This window comes from Sulfurivermis fontis, from assembly GCF_004001245.1.
Taxonomy (GTDB): domain Bacteria; phylum Pseudomonadota; class Gammaproteobacteria; order Thiohalomonadales; family Thiohalomonadaceae; genus Sulfurivermis; species Sulfurivermis fontis.
On record NZ_AP018724.1, the window covers coordinates 2,356,474 to 2,371,815 of the forward strand.

Here is a 15,342-nt window from a genome sequence, read left to right on the forward strand (position 1 = left end):
GGCCGCACCGCAGACGACTTCATGAAAAATTCAGCAAGGCATGGAACAATGGCGCCCCCGACTGCGAGTCCACCGAACATGACCGACACTGCACGACGCTTCTGGCTGTGGCACGGCCTCCTGCCGGCCGCCCTGTTTCTCCCCCTCGCCCTGCTGGGCCAGTTTTCCGGCCTGGACCTGACCGTCAGCGACCTGCTCTACGACGCGGAACGGGGACGCTGGCGCATCGGCGACACCTGGCTGACGCAGCAGGTGCTGCACGACGGCGGTGCCGACTTCATCAAGCTGATCGCCGTTGTCGTCCTGCTCGGCCTGGCCGGCTCCTGGCTCGTGCCGCGGCTGCGGCGCTGGCGCCGTACCTTCGCCTACGCCTTCCTCTGCATGCTGCTCGGCACCGGGCTGGTCGCCCTCGGCAAGCACTACTCCAACGTGGACTGTCCCTGGAGCCTGCAGCAGTACGGCGGCGACCGCCAGTATGTCCCGGTGTTCAGCCCGCGTCCGGCGGACATGCCGCGCGGCGTCTGCTTCCCCGGCGGCCACTCTTCGGGCGGCTTTTCGCTGTTCTTCCTCTACTTCCTGTTTCTCGGCCGCAACCGCCGCCTGGCCCTGGCCGGACTCGGCACCGCCCTGACCGTGGGATCGGTGTTCGCCGCCACCCAGTGGGTACGCGGCGCGCACTTCGTCTCCCACGATGTCTGGTCGGCCTTCATCTGCTGGGGCATCGCCCTCGGCCTCTATGTCTGGGTCTTCCGGCGGCAGGTCTGGCCGGTCAGTTGACGCCCCAGGCCAACAGTCCACGGTGATAGAGCGCGCTGGCCCCCTGATACAGGGCCACGGCATCGGCCAACTCGGCAGCATCCGGCGCGGCGGGCCGCAAGTGGCCGCGTTCATCCACGGCATAGGCACTCACCTGTCGCTGCGGTGACAGCACGGTGAGGTGGTCATCGCGCAGATATCCCAGCTTCTGATAGTTGCCGATCAGGGCACGGCCGCCGCTGCCTGCGGCCAGCAAGTCCTGACCGAAGAACTTGCTGTCGTAACTGAAATTGAGCAGGCCGAGCACCGTGGGCATGACATCGATCTGGCTGGCCAGCACATCGACCTGCTGCGGCCGGATATGGCGCGGGGCATAGATCAGCAACGGGATACGATAGCGTGCCACCTCCAGTTCGGCCCGGCCGGCGCTGCTGGCGCAGTGATCGGCGACGATGACGAAGACGGTGTCGTCGAACCAGGGGTGCTGCCGGGCCTGGGCGATGAAATTGCCCAGCGCCCAGTCGGTGTATTTCACCGCCCCTTCGCGCCCCGTCCCCGACGGGATATCGATGCGCCCGTCGGGGTAGGTATAGGGACGATGATTGGAGGTGGTCAGCAATTGCTGGAAGAACGGGCGGCCCGCGGCATGGGAGCGATCCGCCTCGGCCAGGGCGCGGTTGAACAGGTATTCGTCCGCCACCCCCCAGATGGTGGCGAAAGGCGCCTCCGCCTCGCTCATGTCGGTGCGGTCGACCACCTCGTAGCCGTTGCCCGCGAAAAAGGCATTCATGTTGTCGAAGTAACCGTAGCCGCCGTAGAGGAAGCGGGTGTCATAACCGCGTTCGCGGAACAGCAAGCCGACGGAGAACAGGCCGCTGTTGCGCGGCCGTTTGACGATGGAACTGCCGGGCGTCGGCGGCAGGGACAGTGTCACCGCCTCCAGGCCGCGCACCGTGCGGGTGCCGGTGGCATACAGACGGGTGAAACGCAGGCTGTCGGCGGCGATGGCATCCAGGTATGGCGTCAGGCCGTGGCCATCGCCATAGGCACCGAGAAACTCGGCGCTGAGGCTCTCCACCACCACCAGCATGACATTCAGCCGCCGTTCGGCACCCGGCCGGCGCACGGCATGTAACGCGCTCAGCTCATCGCCCGACATCCCCTCCCCGAGCATTTGCGCCAGACGCTGCTGCACGACCGGCTCCGGCTCGGTGCGGTAAAAGGTGTCATAGTCCAGCTCGTTGTTGCGAAAAGCGGCAAAGAAACTGTAGATACCATTGCCTGCCAACTGGTTTTCATAACGGTTGTCCGACACTTCGGCCAGGGAACTGTCGACGAGTACGGTAGCCAGCGACGCCGCCACCACAAAGCCCGCGGCATGACGCAGGCGCGCCGCCAGACGGGTCGGGTGGCCCAGTCCGGCCAACAGATGGCGGCGGATGAGCAGGTGCAGGGTCAGTGCCGCCGCGCCGATACCGCTGAGCAGGGCCGTCAGCGGGTAGGATTCACGGATATTGCCGATGACCTCCTGGGTATAGATGAGGTAGTCCACGGCGACGAAATTGAAGCGGCTGCCGAACTCGTCCCAGAACAGCCACTCCGCCACACCGATGAACAGCAGCAGAGCAAGGGCCACCACATAACCCAGTTCCAGCCACAGCCGATGCAGGGGATGGCGGAACACCGCCTCGGGGATCAGCAGCAGGTACAGCACGAAGGGCAGGGCGAAATAATTGGCGGTGATCAGGTCGTAGAGCAGGCCGACGGCGAATACCTTGACCAGCCCAAACACCCCGGCGTCGATATCGCCCCATTGCTTCCACAACAGGGCCAGACGGATGACAAAGGAAATGGCAACGAACACGCCGACATAGGCCAGCACGGCCGTATAGCGCCCCCGAAAATCGAACTGCAGTTTACGCGCCATGGTCTCTCCGCCACCTGAACAGAATCGGTGGCGGCAGCCTAGCGGAGCAAGGCTTAAAACAAGCTTAATTGCCTTAGCGCAAATACCGGCCGACGCGGCAAAATGCCGGGGCGGTCACACAACTGTTCAAACCTGACCCGAAAAGCGGTAAGGTGGCGCCCCTGAATCCTGGACACCGGGTTGCCATCGTGAGCACCGAATTCATCCCCTGCCCCCTGCTGCGCCGTCTGGCCGCCGCCCTGTACGACACCGTGCTGCTGCTCGGCGTGGAGCTGTTGGCCTTCGTGCCCTACACCCTGCTGCGCCGTGGCAGCGCCGGTGACGGCAGCTTCGATCCGCTGGCCCTGTTCTGGCTGCTGGCGACGGCCTTTCTGTTCTTCGGCTGGTTCTGGACCCACGGCGGACAGACCCTGGGCATGCGCACCTGGCGCATCCGTGTGCAGACTTACGACGGCCGCGCCATCGGCTGGATGCAGGCCCTGCTGCGCTTCATGACCGCCCTGGTCTCCTGGGCCGCCCTCGGCCTCGGTTTCTGGTGGTCGCTGTGGGACAAGGACAAGATGACCTGGCACGACCGCTGGTCGGAAAGCATCCTGGTCAGGACAGATGCCCGAGAAAGGAATCCTTAGGGAAGCTCTGAATAAGTTCAGAGCTTCCGCGGCACAGGGATGTGCCGCCATTTTTCAACGACGATAAGTCGTTGAAAAATGAAGCCAAGCGAAAATCACACTTTTCGCTTGGCGTGGTTTTGTCCACGGATGGACTTATGTCGCGCAGCCCAGGGAGGGGCGGGAGCGACCTGAGAAGTCCAGGATGGACTTATTCAGACCTTCCTTAGAGGGTAATCCGCCACATGGCAAGCACGAGGCACAAGGTACGGGACACGAGGGCGGTGTGCACTGCGCTCACGGTCGTTTGAATTCAAAACAGCACGAGCGCAGCGAGTTCACTCCTCGCACCTTTCCCCGCGTACCTCGTGCCTATTCTTCTATGCGATACACCGGCGCCAGCTGGTCCGCGCCGCTGACCTGCACGCCAAGGTCGCGCAGGATGCCGTCGTTGATGCTGTAGATGCAGCCATGCACCGACAGCGCCTGTCCCTTGTGCCAGGCACGCTGCACGATGGTAGTGTGACAGACATTGGCCACCTGCTGCACCACGTTCAGCTCGCACAGCCGATCGATGCGCGCCTCCTCGTCCAGCCGCTCCAGCCGGGTGCGGTTGCGATCATAGATATCGCGCACATTGTGCAGCCAGTTGTCGATCAGCCCCAGCTCGCGGTTCTGCAACGCGGCGCGCACGCCGCCACAGCCGTAATGGCCGGTGACGATGATGTGCTTCACCTGCAGGATTTCAATGGCGTACTGCAGCACCGACATGCAGTTGAAGTCGGTGTGATAGACCAGGTTACCGACGTTGCGGTGCACGAACAGTTCACCCGGCGCCAGGCCGACGATGTCATTGGCGGGCACGCGGCTGTCGGAGCAGCCGATCCACAGATATTCCGGACTCTGTTGCTGCGATAGGCGGGTAAAGAACGCGGGGTCCTGGGCGAGGTGTTGCGCGGCCCAGGTGCGGTTGTTCTGGAACAGGTCGGCTAGCTCGTCGGCCATGATGCGTATCCAGTAATGGTGGGTCGCGCATTCTACCCTATCCCCGCGGCGGGAAAAAAATCCCGTGCCGTCTCCGCCGGTGCGGAGAAACTGCTAGGCTTTCATTGTTGACGCCACAAAATCAGCCGAAACAGGGAGAGCATGATGAATCACGCGCACCGCCCGCAGCGTACGGGCAACAAGAGCCGCCCCCCCGCCATGCTGCGGATACTGGCCTGCGCCGCACTGCTGCTGACCAGCACCGCCCATGCCGACGCGTTACTGGACCAGGCCCGGCAACTGCTTGACGCCAGGGCGGGCGAACAGGCCTACCAGCTCCTGGCGCCGCAGGAGGATACACGGGCCGGCGAGGTGGAATACGACTATCTGCTCGGTCTCGCGGCGCTGCAATCCAATCGCACCACCCGGGCGGTCTTCGCCCTCGAACGCGTCCTGAGCGTGCAGCCCGACCACAGCCAGGCACGTGCCGAGCTGGCCCGCGCCTATTTTCTGATCGGCGAGAACCAGGCGGCCCATCATGAATTCAGCCAGGTGCTGCGACAAGATCCGCCGGAGACCGTGCGCAGCAGCATTGCGCGCTACCTCAACGTGCTCGAACAACGCTTCGACGCCCAGCTCGATCAACTGAGCGGCTACCTGGAACTCGGTGTTGGCCATGACAGCAACGTCAACAGCGCGACCAGCGACAGCCAGGTAGCCATCCCCGCGCTGGGCAATCTGGTGTTCACCCTCGACCCGGGCGGACTGGAGCAATCAGACAGCTTTGCCAGCGTGCGCGGCGGCCTCACTTACCGGCGCCAGCTGCGCCCCGACCTGCAGGCCTTTGTCGGCGGCAACATCGAAGATCGCCGCAACGCAGATTACGACCGCTTCAATATCGGCACCGCCGATGCCCATGCCGGCCTGCGCCTGCAAAGCGGCCGCGAACGCTACATCGCCGCACTGCAGACACAGGGGCTGTGGCTCGACGGCGAGCGCTACCGCACGCTGGCGGGGCTGAACCTGCAGTGGGAACACATCTTCGACGCCCGCAACCAGGGCTCGCTGTTCATGCAATATGCCACCCAGCACTATCCGGAGCAACAGACCCGCGATGTCAACACGACCATGATCGGCGCGGCATGGGTCCATGCCCTCAAGCAGACCACCGCGCCGGTGGTGTTTTACAGCAGCCTGTTCGGCGGCACGGACGACGAACAGGATGGCAACTACCGGCACATCGGCAGGGATTTCTGGGGGCTGCGCCTGGGCGTCAACTATGCACTCAGCCAGAAGATCGGCTTCAATCTGTTGGGCAGCTACCAGGCGGCCAGCTACGGCGCCGACGATCCGCTGTTCCTGAAGACGCGCAGGGACGACCTGTATGACGCCAGCCTCACGGCCACCTACAAGGCGACCAAGGACTGGTCATGGCGCGCCCAGCTGCGCCACAGCAAAAACGACTCCAACATCCCCATCACCCGATACGAGCGCACACAGATGATGCTGTCGCTGCGTCGTGATTTCCGTTAGGGAGAACGACCATGAACCTGTCTCTTCTCCGCCACCTGCAAACCCTGACCCTGCTCTGCCTGCTGGGAAGCAGCGGCGCCTGGGCCAGCGCCGGCAAGATCCTCTTCGCCAGCGGCGAGGCCAGCGCCGAGGATGCGCAAAGCATCAGCCGTACCCTGCGCCGCGGCGATGCCATCAACAGCGGCGATACGCTGATCACCGGGGCCGGCAAACTGCAGGTGCGCTTCACGGACGGCGGCCTGGTGTCGTTGCAGGAATACAGCCGTTTTGTCGTCGACGAGTACAGCTTCGCCGCACCGGGCGAAGGGGGCGACAAGGCGGCCTTCAGCCTGCTCAAGGGCGGTCTGCGCGCCATCACCGGCACCATCGGCGTGCGCTCGCGCGAGACCTACAGCGTCACCACCCCGGTGGCCACCATCGGCATCCGCGGCACCGGCTTCACCCTGCGCTACTGCTCCGGCGACTGCGCCCCCGTCAATGGCCAGCCACAACCCGACGGCCTGTATGTCAGCACCCAGGACGGTATCATCTATGTCGCCAATCCTGCCGGCATCATCGAACTGGCCATCGGTCAGGCGGCCTTCGTCGCCAACCGCGAGACACCGCCGCAGCCCATCGATACGCCGCCGCTGCTGCTGCCGCCGGCCGACGACGGCAGCGGCACGCCCGTGTATGTCGCCGGTGAACAAACCTCTTCTGACAGCGACATCCCCGCCATGCTGTTCACGCCTCGCAGCGTCTTCGATGACTTTGCGGCCCAAGACCTGGTGGGGTTCTATAACGGAACCGGTGGTTCGGCCACTGATCAATTTGGCAACCAAGGGCAGATCAGTTCGGCGGGGATGTCTGTGTACTTCGCCAACGCCACACTAAACGGTTATGCCAATATCATTTTTCCCACAATGCCAAACTCAGATATCAATTTAACTTTCATGGGCGATTTTCTGAGTGGCACTACCCTGTTTACAGGTACGGGTGATGATGAAATCACACCAATTTCAGACTTGAATGTTTCCGGTGGATTGCTTGGTCCGACGGCCGAAGGCGCCATCTTGAATTTCGACTATGCCGATGGCAGCAAGGAAGTCGAGGGAACGATAGTTTTTGAATTAAGTGGCTTGGCTGGCCCATGAATTCACTGCACCCGCCGCATCAGCCCCCACCACAGCCCGTACACCACCAGGGTGGGCATCGCGGCGCTGAGCAAGGGCGACAGGTCGTAGACGAGGGCGATGCGGCCGAACACGCCGTTGAACAGGTGGAAGCCGATGCCGAGCAGGCCGCCGACGGTGATGCGCAGGCCGATGCTGACGCTGCGCAGGGAACCGAAGATGAAGGGCACGGCGAGCAGCATCATGCCGGCGGTTGCGAAGGGTGCCACCACCCGCGTCCACAGCGCCAGCTCATACACCCGCGCATCCAGGCTGTTGCTGCGCGTGTAATCCACATAACCGGCCAGCTCGGCGATGGACAACTTGTCCGGCGGCAGCGCCGCCACGCTGATCACCGCGGGGCTCAGCACGGTACGCCAGGGCAGGCGGGGCAGTTCCTCACTCACCACGCCGGCATGATCGACGCGGCTGCGCGTGACCTTGCGCAGCACCCACTGCCCCTTGTCATACACCGCTGAACGGGCATCGATCATCTCCAGCAGCCGCTGCTCCTTGTCGAACACATACAGCGACACGTCATAGGCCGTGCCTTCCGGCAACAGTCGCCGCACGTTGATGTAGGTATCGCCGTCGCGCACCCACAGCCCGCCCCTGACGTTGAGGCTGACCCCCTTGTTCAGCGCCTGCGCGCGCATTATCTGTGCCTTCTGCTCCAGTTGCGGCGCGGCCAGTTCACCGATCAGCGCCACGGCGAGCATCAGCAGCAAGGCCATCTTCATCATGGCCAGCATGATGCGCCGCACCGACACCCCTGCCGCCCGGATCACCGTCAGCTCGTTGCTGCTGGCCAGCGTGCCGAGACCAAGCATGCCGCCGAGCAGGGCCACCATGGGGAACAGTTCATAGAGCTGGCGCGGCAGCAGCATCAAGGCATATTGCAGCGCCATCACGATGGAATAACGTCCCTGGCCGACGGCGGCCAATTCATCCATCAGGGTGATGAAGAAATAAATGGTCAGCAGCACCGCCATGACCATCAGGGTCTGCACCAGCACGGCACGGCCGATGTAGCGGCTGAGGATCCTCATGCGTGCACCGCCTTGCGGCGCGGCCCCGGCAAACGCCGCTGGCGCCACAGGATGACAAGCAGCAGCGCCGCACCCAGGCCGTGCACCCACCACAGGCCGAGCCACGGACTGATCTCACCCCGGGCCAGGGCCGATTTGGCGGCGAAGATGAGATAGCTGTACACGATGTAGATCAGGATCGCCTCGGCCAGACGGCCGTAGCGCCCCTCGCGCGGTGAACTGCGCGACAGCGGCACCGCCAGCAGGCCGAACACCAGGGTGCTGAGCGGCACCGTCAGGCGCCACTGCAACTCGGCCATGTCGGCAGCGGCACCGCTGCGCCACAGCACCGCCACCGGCAGCGCCTGGCGCGGCCGCTCGCTGGCCACCACCTCGCGCTCCTGCAGGCGGATGCCATGCTCGCGAAACTGAATGACGCGGAAGTCCGGCGTACCCGGCTGGCCGTCATAGCGGTAGCCATCGTAGAACACCAGGTAACGATCGCCATCGATCTCCTGCTGCTGGGCCCGCGCCGCACTCAACACCTGTTGGCGCGCATCCATCTCGCCACGGGAGAACACCTCGATCATCTCGCGCCGATCGTCGGAGATCCCCTCCAGATAGACCAGCAGGCCGCCCTCACCCAACAGGTTGAAGCGTCCCGCCGTCAGCCCCTCGATCTCGGAACGCGCCCCGGCCTCGTCCTGCAGACGGGCGGCCCGTTCCTTGGTCCACGGCACGAACAGCAGGGCGAGGGCCCCCAGCACCAGGGCCACCAGCAGGGAGAGCAGGCCGACGCTGCGATAGATGCGCTGCGGACCGATGCCGCAGGCAAACAGCACGGTCATCTCGCTGTCGCGATACAGCCGCCCCAGGGCGAGCAGGACCGACAGAAAGAAGGTCAGCGGCATGATGAACACCAGATTGGCCGAGCTCTTGAGAGCGAACAGCTCCAGCATTACATCAGCGGGATAGGTTCCCTCCACCACCTCGGACAGCACGCGCACGAAGGTGCCGCTGAGCACGATCAGCGACAGCAGCAATGCCACCCCGGCAAAGGTGGCAGCGATCTCGCGCAGGAGGTAGCGTCGGATAATCAAGGAATTAGCAATCCGTTATGGTGGGCGGGGGCAGACAAGTTTACGCTATAGCCATGGCCGCTGGCACGGCCCCCAATCAAACATTGTCAGGAGACTTTCATGGAGTTTTCCGTCAAGCACGGTCCGGTAGAAAAACAACGCAGCGCCTGCATCGTGGTGGGCGTGCATGAAAAACACAAGCTGAGTCCCGCCGCCGCCGCCCTGGATGCCGCCTGCGGCGGCCTCATCACGCGTACCCTCAAGGGCGACGACATCAAGGGCAAGGTGGGCGACAGCCTGTTGCTGCACCATGTCGGCGACCAGGCCGAGCGCGTACTGCTGGTGGGCTGCGGCAAGGCCGGCGAGGCGCTCTCCGCCGCCGATTACCGCACGCTGCTGACTGCCGCCCTCACGGCCCTCAAGGGCACCGGCGCCAGGGACGCACTGCTCGCTCTCGCCGAACTGGAGGTCAAGGAGCGCGACCTGGCCTGGAAGGTGCGGCAGACCGTGGAACTGGCCGGCAACGTGATTTATCAGTTCGACCAGCTGAAGAGCAAGAAGGACGATAAGGAAAGGCCGCACGTCAAGAAGGTGTCCCTGCTGGTGGCCGACGCCGCGGCGGAGAAGGTGGCCAGGGAGGCGGTGCGTCAGGGCCAGGCCATCCAGGCCGGCATGAAGCTGACCAAGGACCTGGCCAACCTGCCCGGCAACATTTGCACCCCGCGCTACCTCGCCGAGCAGGCCGAACAACTGGCCAAGGACAACAAGAAACTCAAGGCCACCATCCTCGACGAGCAGGAGATGGAAAAGCTGGGCATGGGCGCCCTGCTCTCGGTGGCCAAGGGCAGCCGCCAGCCGCCGCGCCTCATCGTGCTGGAATACCAGGGCGGCAAGAAGAAGGACAAGCCGGTGGTACTGGTGGGCAAGGGCCTCACCTTCGACGCCGGCGGCATCTCCCTGAAGCCGGCGGCCGCCATGGACGAGATGAAATACGACATGTGCGGCGGCGCCACCGTCCTCGGCGTGATGCAGGCGGTGGCGGAGCTGGAGCTGCCGCTCAACGTGGTGGGCGTGGTGCCCAGTTCCGAGAACCTGCCCGACGGCGCCGCCAACAAGCCCGGCGACATCGTCACCTCCATGTCCGGCCAGACCATCGAAATCCTCAACACCGACGCCGAGGGCCGCCTGATCCTGTGCGACGCACTGACCTATGCTAAGCGCTTCGATCCGGCGGTGGTGATCGACATCGCCACCCTCACCGGCGCCTGCGTGGTGGCCCTGGGTGCCCACGCCTCCGGCCTGCTCGGCAACGACCAGGGCCTGGTCGATGCCCTGCTCGCCGCCGGCCAAGCCAGCGGCGACCGCGCCTGGCAGATGCCGCTGTGGCCCGAATACGACGAACAGCTCAAGAGCCCCTTCGCCGACATGGCCAACATCGGCGGCAAGGAGGCCGGCACCATCACCGCCGCCTGCTTCCTGGCCCGCTACACCAAGGAATACACCTGGGCCCACCTGGACATCGCCGGCACCGCCTGGAAAAGCGGCAACGGCAAGGGCGCCACCGGCCGGCCTGTTCCCTTGCTCATGCAGTATCTACTTCACAGAAGTGGTGCCTAAATAATGGATAAGGGACGAGATACGAGGGGCGAGGGACGAGGAATGAACTCGCTACGCTCGTGCCGTATTGAATCAACACCGGTGTGCGCGCAGCGCACTCCCGTCCTCGCACCTTTTCCCTCGTATCTCGTACCTGTGTTCTTATGACCCGCATCGATTTCTACATCCTCGAAGGCAAACAGCCGGCCGATGGTCGGGTGATTGCCTGCCGCGTGGCGGAAAAGGCCTGGCTGACCGGCCACCGGGTCTATATCCACACCGCCGACGAACGCGAAGCGGAACGGCTCGATGAGTTGCTGTGGACCTTCCGCCAGGGCAGTTTCGTGCCGCACCAGAAACTGGAAGCGGGCATACCGGCGGACACACTCACCCCCATCCACATCGGCTGGGGCGGCGAGCCCGAGGTGCACGACGAGGTGCTCATCAACCTGGCCGCCGAGGTGCCCCTGTTCTTCAGCCGCTTCCAGCGCGTCGCCGAGATCGTTCCCGCCGATGAACAGGCCAGACAGCAGGGCCGTGCCCGCTACAAGTTCTACCGCGACCGCGGCTACCCGCTGGAAACGCACACCCTCGCTCAGGGATGAGACGATGACCGACCACACCAAGAAATCCGCCGCCGAAATCCTCGCCGAACTGGACCGGGTCCGCGCCCTGCTGGCCACCCGCCCCCCTGCGCCGCCCAAGGCGGAGGACGCCATCCCGCTGCTCGACGAGGTGGTCGCCTCGGGAAAGGACAGCAAGCCCACCGCCGCTCCGCCACCGGAACCGGCTCCTGCGCCCGCAACCTCCCCGGCCCTGCCCTCGCAGGCAGAGCTGGAGGCCCTCGTCGACAAGGTCATCGACCGCGAAATGCCGCGCATCCGCTTGGAGCTCAAGCGCGCCCTGCGCGACGAGCTGCGCATACGCAACCTGCTGAAATAGCCCCCATCGGGTATAATCCCGCCCCATTTCCTGTATCTAGGTCTCGCATCAACGATAGGTACGAGGGACAAGGTACGAGATACGAGGGCGGTGTGCGCTACGCGCACGGCTGTTTTGATTCAAAACGGCGCGACCGCAACGAGTTCATCCCTCGTACCTTGTCCCTCGTGCCTGTTCGCTTGGCGAAGGCACTGCGTTTAGCCGCCCGGAAACATTCAAATCGAAATAAAGACATGGACAAGAGCTACGAACCCCATTCCATCGAGCAGCGCTGGTACCAGACCTGGGAACAGAACGGCTGGTTCGCCCCCCGCAGCGACGCAGGCGCCAACAGTGACGCCTACTGCATCATGATCCCGCCGCCCAACGTCACCGGCTCGTTGCACATGGGACATGCCTTCCAGGACACCATCATGGATGCCCTGATCCGCTACCACCGCATGAAGGGCGACAACACCCTGTGGCAGCCGGGCACCGACCACGCCGGCATCGCCACCCAGATGGTGGTGGAACGCCGCCTGCTGGCCCAGGGCAAGACCCGCCACGACCTGGGGCGCGAGGACTTCCTCGCCGAGGTGTGGAAGTGGAAGGCCGAATCCGGCGGCACCATCACCCGCCAGCTGCGCCGCATGGGCGCCTCGCCAGACTGGTCGAAAGAGCGCTTCACCATGGACGAGGGACTGTCCGATGCGGTGAAGGAAGTGTTCGTGCGCCTGTACGAAGAGGGCCTCATCTACCGCGGCAAGCGCCTGGTCAACTGGGACCCGGTGCTGCACACCGCCGTCTCCGACCTCGAAGTGATCAGCGAGGAAGAAAACGGCTATCTGTGGCACTTCCGCTATCCGCTGTCCGACGGCAGCGGCCACCTGGTGGTCGCCACCACCCGTCCCGAGACCATGCTGGGCGACAGCGCGGTGGCGGTGAACCCGGACGACGAGCGCTACCAGCACCTCATCGGCAAGACCGTCACCCTGCCGCTGGTGGGCCGCGAGATCCCGATCATCGCCGACGACTACGTCGACCCGGCCTTCGGCACCGGCTGCGTCAAGATCACCCCGGCCCACGACTTCAACGACTACGCCGTCGGCCAGCGCCACAATCTGCCCATGTTCAATGTGTTTACCAAAGACGCAAAGATCATCGGCGCAACAGATCGGCCGGTGACAAATCTAGCTTTCCGACAAGACACCATTATTTTGCAGAGCCCTCTGTTTTGTGAGGACGCTGTCAAAATTGGTATCCCGGAACAGTATTGGGGCCTGGATCGCTACGAGGCGCGCGACCAGATCGTGCGTGACCTCAAGGAACTGGAACTGGTCGAGAAGATCGAGGACCACAAGCTGATGGTGCCGCGCGGCGACCGCTCGCACAGCGTCATCGAGCCGCTGCTCACCGACCAGTGGTACGTCAAGGTCGCGCCGCTGGCCGCCGAGGCCATCAAGGTGGTGGAAGACGGCCGCATCCGCTTCGTGCCGGACAACTGGAAGAACACCTACTTCGACTGGATGCACAAGATCGAGGACTGGTGCATCTCGCGCCAGATCTGGTGGGGCCACCGCATCCCGGCCTGGTATGACGACCAGGGCAAGGTGTATGTGGGCCGCAGCGAGGCCGAGGTGCGCGAGCGGCACAAGCTGGGCTTCGACGTTGCGCTCAAGCAGGACGAGGACGTGCTCGACACCTGGTTCTCCTCCGCCCTGTGGCCGTTCTCCACGCTGGGCTGGCCGCAGCAGACGGAAGCATTGAAAACCTTCTACCCCACCTCGGTGCTGGTCACCGGCTTCGACATTATCTTCTTCTGGGTCGCCCGCATGATCATGATGGGCCTGAAGTTCATGGGCGACGTGCCGTTCCGCGAGGTGTACATCCACGGCCTGGTGCGCGACGCCCACGGCCAGAAGATGTCAAAGTCCAAGGGCAATGTGCTCGATCCGATCGATTTGATCGACGGCATCGACCTGGAGACCCTGGTGCAGAAACGCACCACCGGCCTGATGCAGCCGGAGATGGCCGCGAGGATCGAGAAGCAGACCCGTGCCGAGTTCCCCGACGGCATCAAACCCTACGGCACCGATGCCCTGCGCTTCACCTTCGCCGCCCTCGCCTCCACCGGCCGTGACATCAACTTCGACACCGGCCGCATCGAGGGCTACCGCAACTTCTGCAACAAGCTGTGGAACGCGGCGCGCTATGTGCTGATGAATACGGAAGAGAAGGACTGCGGCCAGACCGGCGGCGCCTGCGAACTGTCGCTGGCCGACCGCTGGATCCTGTCGCGCCTGGCCCGCACCGTCAGCACGGTGAACGAAGCGATCAACGGCTACCGCTTCGACCTCGCCGCCCAGGCCATCTACGACTTCACCTGGAACGAGTACTGCGACTGGTATCTGGAGCTGTCCAAACCGGTGCTCACCAGCGGCGAGGCCACCGCAGCGCAAGAGCGCGGCACGCGAGCGACCCTGGTGCGCGTACTGGAGGCCCTGCTGCGCCTGGCCCATCCGATCATGCCCTACATCACCGAGGAGATCTGGCAGCGCGTGGCACCGCTCGCCGGTGTCACCGGCCCGACCATCATGCGCCAGCCCTACCCGCAAGCCGCCGACTTCGCGCTCGACACCGCCGCCGAAAGCGAGATGCAGTGGGTGATGGACTTCATCGTCGGCGTGCGCAAGATCCGCTCCGGCATGAACATCGCCCCCAGCAAGCCCCTGCCGGTGCTGCTGCAAAACGGCTCCGCCGAGGACAAGAACCGCCTGGAGCGCAACGCCCTGTTCCTGCAACGCCTGGCGCGCACCGAATCCATCACCTGGCTGGGTGCCGGCGACAACGCGCCGGAGTCGGCCACTTCCCTGGTGGGCGAGATGCAGTTGCTGGTGCCCATGGCCGGCCTCATCGACAAGGAGGCGGAGCTGGCACGCCTGGCCCGCGAGATGGGCAAGCTGGAGAAGGACATCGAGCGCATGCAGGGCAAACTGTCCAACGAGGCCTTCACCGCCAAGGCCCCGGCCGAACTGGTGGAGAAGGAGCGCACGCGCCTCGCCGAGGTACAGAGCGCCCTGGCCCAACTGACCGAACAGCAGGCCCGCATCGCCCGCCTGTAGCAGCCAGCCGGACCCGGGCCGTCCTCACAATCGGCCCGGGTCCGACAGACTGCGAGCGCCGCACGCAACTCCGTCTAAACTGCCATGGGCAGGGCATACCTGCCTCAAGGTGATTTGCCAGCGACAGCCGTGTTGCTGCAAGATCACCGGGCAGTTGCGCCGACACACTGCACGTGTCCATCTTGCGCCACCCCGCGGGGCGGCGCATGCGCGGAGGAGACATGGCGGATTTGATCGAGTGGCAGTCCCACCTCAACCTCGGCATCGCAGCGCTCGACTACCAGCATCGCGAGCTGGCGGATCTGCTCAACCTGCTGGCAGCCACCCTGCACGCCGACACCACCCTCGACCCCGTCGCCCTGCTGCAACGCATCCACCGCGATGCACACGACCATTTCCTCTATGAAGAGAAGCTGATGCTGTCCAGCGGCTTCCGTGCTCACATCGCTCATCAACGTGAACACACCATGCTGCTGGGAGAGCTCAAATTACTCAGCAACGCAGTCAGCCATGGCGAGACCGCACTGGATGCCGCGCTGCTGCATTCGTTGCGCGACTGGCTCATCGCCCACATCGTCACCAGCGATCGCGAATTTGCCGTGCATTACATCCAGGTGACAAACGACCAGTGACCTGC

13 protein-coding genes are annotated in these 15,342 nt (G+C 64.2%); 9 read left to right on the forward strand and 4 right to left on the reverse strand.

Features of this window, described 5'->3' with window-relative positions:
* The first annotated feature begins 78 nt into the window (after nucleotides 1-78).
* Nucleotides 79-777 (forward strand): phosphatase PAP2 family protein, encoded by a 699-nt coding sequence (locus EP379_RS11940; RefSeq protein WP_172600464.1) that lies wholly within the window; start codon nucleotides 79-81, stop codon nucleotides 775-777.
* Here the strand turns inward: EP379_RS11940 and EP379_RS11945 are convergent.
* Nucleotides 770-2,683, reverse strand: a complete 1,914-nt coding sequence (locus EP379_RS11945; RefSeq protein ID WP_127478022.1) for an LTA synthase family protein — start codon at nucleotides 2,681-2,683, stop codon at nucleotides 770-772. The two genes, EP379_RS11940 and EP379_RS11945, sit on opposite strands and share 8 nt — an antisense overlap.
* A gap of 188 nt (nucleotides 2,684-2,871) precedes the next feature.
* On the opposite strand from EP379_RS11945, the gene EP379_RS11950 reads away from it, so the two are divergent.
* Nucleotides 2,872-3,312: an RDD family protein gene (locus EP379_RS11950; protein ID WP_232023904.1), complete on the forward strand. Its 441-nt coding sequence runs from the start codon at nucleotides 2,872-2,874 to the stop codon at nucleotides 3,310-3,312.
* Nucleotides 3,313-3,663: 351 nt separating this feature from the next.
* Here EP379_RS11950 and can read toward each other — a convergent pair whose 3' ends face one another.
* On the reverse strand, nucleotides 3,664-4,296 hold the full coding sequence (can, locus tag EP379_RS11955; RefSeq protein ID WP_127478023.1) for a carbonate dehydratase: 633 nt from the start codon (nucleotides 4,294-4,296) through the stop codon (nucleotides 3,664-3,666).
* 144 nt (nucleotides 4,297-4,440) lie between these two features.
* Here can and EP379_RS11960 point away from each other — a divergent pair, with 144 nt between their 5' ends.
* Both EP379_RS11960 and EP379_RS11965 read left to right on the forward strand, forming a co-directional pair.
* The gene (locus tag EP379_RS11960; RefSeq protein WP_172600465.1) at nucleotides 4,441-5,808 is read left to right on the forward strand and encodes a surface lipoprotein assembly modifier; all 1,368 of its coding nucleotides are present in this window, start codon (nucleotides 4,441-4,443) and stop codon (nucleotides 5,806-5,808) included.
* Nucleotides 5,809-5,819: 11 nt separating this feature from the next.
* Nucleotides 5,820-6,941, forward strand: coding sequence for a FecR family protein (locus EP379_RS11965; protein ID WP_127478025.1), 1,122 nt, complete (start codon nucleotides 5,820-5,822; stop codon nucleotides 6,939-6,941).
* 2 nt (nucleotides 6,942-6,943) lie between these two features.
* Here the strand turns inward: EP379_RS11965 and lptG are convergent, their stop codons facing one another.
* Together lptG and lptF are read right to left on the reverse strand one after the other, a co-directional pair.
* Nucleotides 6,944-8,008, reverse strand: a complete 1,065-nt coding sequence (lptG, locus tag EP379_RS11970; RefSeq protein ID WP_127478026.1) for an LPS export ABC transporter permease LptG — start codon at nucleotides 8,006-8,008, stop codon at nucleotides 6,944-6,946.
* On the reverse strand, nucleotides 8,005-9,087 hold the full coding sequence (lptF, locus tag EP379_RS11975; protein WP_172600466.1) for an LPS export ABC transporter permease LptF: 1,083 nt from the start codon (nucleotides 9,085-9,087) through the stop codon (nucleotides 8,005-8,007). Before lptF ends, lptG begins: the two co-directional genes overlap by 4 nt.
* 99 nt (nucleotides 9,088-9,186) lie before the next feature.
* Between lptF and EP379_RS11980 the strand changes: the two genes are divergently transcribed.
* The 5 genes from EP379_RS11980 (at nucleotide 9,187) to EP379_RS12000 (ending at nucleotide 15,337) form a co-directional block, all read left to right on the forward strand.
* On the forward strand, nucleotides 9,187-10,683 hold the full coding sequence (locus tag EP379_RS11980; protein ID WP_127478028.1) for a leucyl aminopeptidase: 1,497 nt from the start codon (nucleotides 9,187-9,189) through the stop codon (nucleotides 10,681-10,683).
* A 143-nt stretch (nucleotides 10,684-10,826) separates the two neighbouring features.
* Nucleotides 10,827-11,267 carry a DNA polymerase III subunit chi gene (locus EP379_RS11985; RefSeq protein WP_127478029.1) on the forward strand — a complete coding sequence of 147 codons (441 nt, stop codon included), beginning with the start codon at nucleotides 10,827-10,829 and terminating at the stop codon, nucleotides 11,265-11,267.
* A gap of 4 nt (nucleotides 11,268-11,271) precedes the next feature.
* A complete protein-coding gene (locus EP379_RS11990) occupies nucleotides 11,272-11,604 on the forward strand; it encodes a hypothetical protein (protein WP_127478030.1) in 333 nt (110 codons plus the stop codon).
* A 233-nt stretch (nucleotides 11,605-11,837) separates the two neighbouring features.
* On the forward strand, nucleotides 11,838-14,705 hold the full coding sequence (locus tag EP379_RS11995; RefSeq protein ID WP_127478031.1) for a valine--tRNA ligase: 2,868 nt from the start codon (nucleotides 11,838-11,840) through the stop codon (nucleotides 14,703-14,705).
* 221 nt (nucleotides 14,706-14,926) lie between these two features.
* Nucleotides 14,927-15,337 (forward strand): bacteriohemerythrin, encoded by a 411-nt coding sequence (locus tag EP379_RS12000; protein WP_172600467.1) that lies wholly within the window; start codon nucleotides 14,927-14,929, stop codon nucleotides 15,335-15,337.
* Nucleotides 15,338-15,342: the final 5 nt, after the last annotated feature.

Bases quoted from the DNA above. Each gene is read 5' to 3' on its own strand.
- EP379_RS11940 (WP_172600464.1), top strand. From the start codon at position 79: ATGACCGACACTGCACGACGCTTCTGGCTGTGGCACGGCCTCCTGCCG.
- EP379_RS11945 (WP_127478022.1), bottom strand. From the start codon at position 2,683: ATGGCGCGTAAACTGCAGTTCGATTTTCGGGGGCGCTATACGGCCGTG.
- can (WP_127478023.1), bottom strand. From the start codon at position 4,296: ATGGCCGACGAGCTAGCCGACCTGTTCCAGAACAACCGCACCTGGGCC.
- EP379_RS11960 (WP_172600465.1), top strand. From the start codon at position 4,441: ATGAATCACGCGCACCGCCCGCAGCGTACGGGCAACAAGAGCCGCCCC.
- EP379_RS11965 (WP_127478025.1), top strand. From the start codon at position 5,820: ATGAACCTGTCTCTTCTCCGCCACCTGCAAACCCTGACCCTGCTCTGC.
- lptG (WP_127478026.1), bottom strand. From the start codon at position 8,008: ATGAGGATCCTCAGCCGCTACATCGGCCGTGCCGTGCTGGTGCAGACC.
- EP379_RS11980 (WP_127478028.1), top strand. From the start codon at position 9,187: ATGGAGTTTTCCGTCAAGCACGGTCCGGTAGAAAAACAACGCAGCGCC.
- EP379_RS11985 (WP_127478029.1), top strand. From the start codon at position 10,827: ATGACCCGCATCGATTTCTACATCCTCGAAGGCAAACAGCCGGCCGAT.
- EP379_RS11990 (WP_127478030.1), top strand. From the start codon at position 11,272: ATGACCGACCACACCAAGAAATCCGCCGCCGAAATCCTCGCCGAACTG.
- EP379_RS11995 (WP_127478031.1), top strand. From the start codon at position 11,838: ATGGACAAGAGCTACGAACCCCATTCCATCGAGCAGCGCTGGTACCAG.
- EP379_RS12000 (WP_172600467.1), top strand. From the start codon at position 14,927: ATGGCGGATTTGATCGAGTGGCAGTCCCACCTCAACCTCGGCATCGCA.